This is a genomic window from Rhodanobacter thiooxydans LCS2 (genome assembly GCF_000264375.1).
In the GTDB taxonomy this organism is placed as follows: domain Bacteria; phylum Pseudomonadota; class Gammaproteobacteria; order Xanthomonadales; family Rhodanobacteraceae; genus Rhodanobacter; species Rhodanobacter thiooxydans.
Genome location: NZ_AJXW01000123.1, coordinates 1 through 203, shown reverse-complemented (window position 1 = coordinate 203; position 203 = coordinate 1). Strand labels below are relative to the sequence as shown.

Here is a 203-nt window from a genome sequence, read left to right as displayed (position 1 = left end):
AACGTCGGCACGATTGGTCACGTGGATCACGGCAAGACGACGCTGACGGCGGCGCTGACGAAGGTCGGTGCGGAGCGCTTCGGTGGCGAGTTCAAGGATTACAGCGCGATCGACGCGGCGCCGGAAGAGAAGGCGCGCGGCATCACGATCTCGACGGCGCACGTGGAATACGAGTCGCCGAAGCGGCACTACGCGCACGTGGA

At 65.5% G+C, this 203-nt stretch carries 1 protein-coding gene; it reads left to right on the top strand.

What is annotated here, in order from left to right; all coding sequences use genetic code 11:
• A partial coding sequence (locus UUA_RS18650; RefSeq protein ID WP_008439596.1) for a GTP-binding protein occupies positions 1 to 203 on the top strand: 203 nt, incomplete at both ends.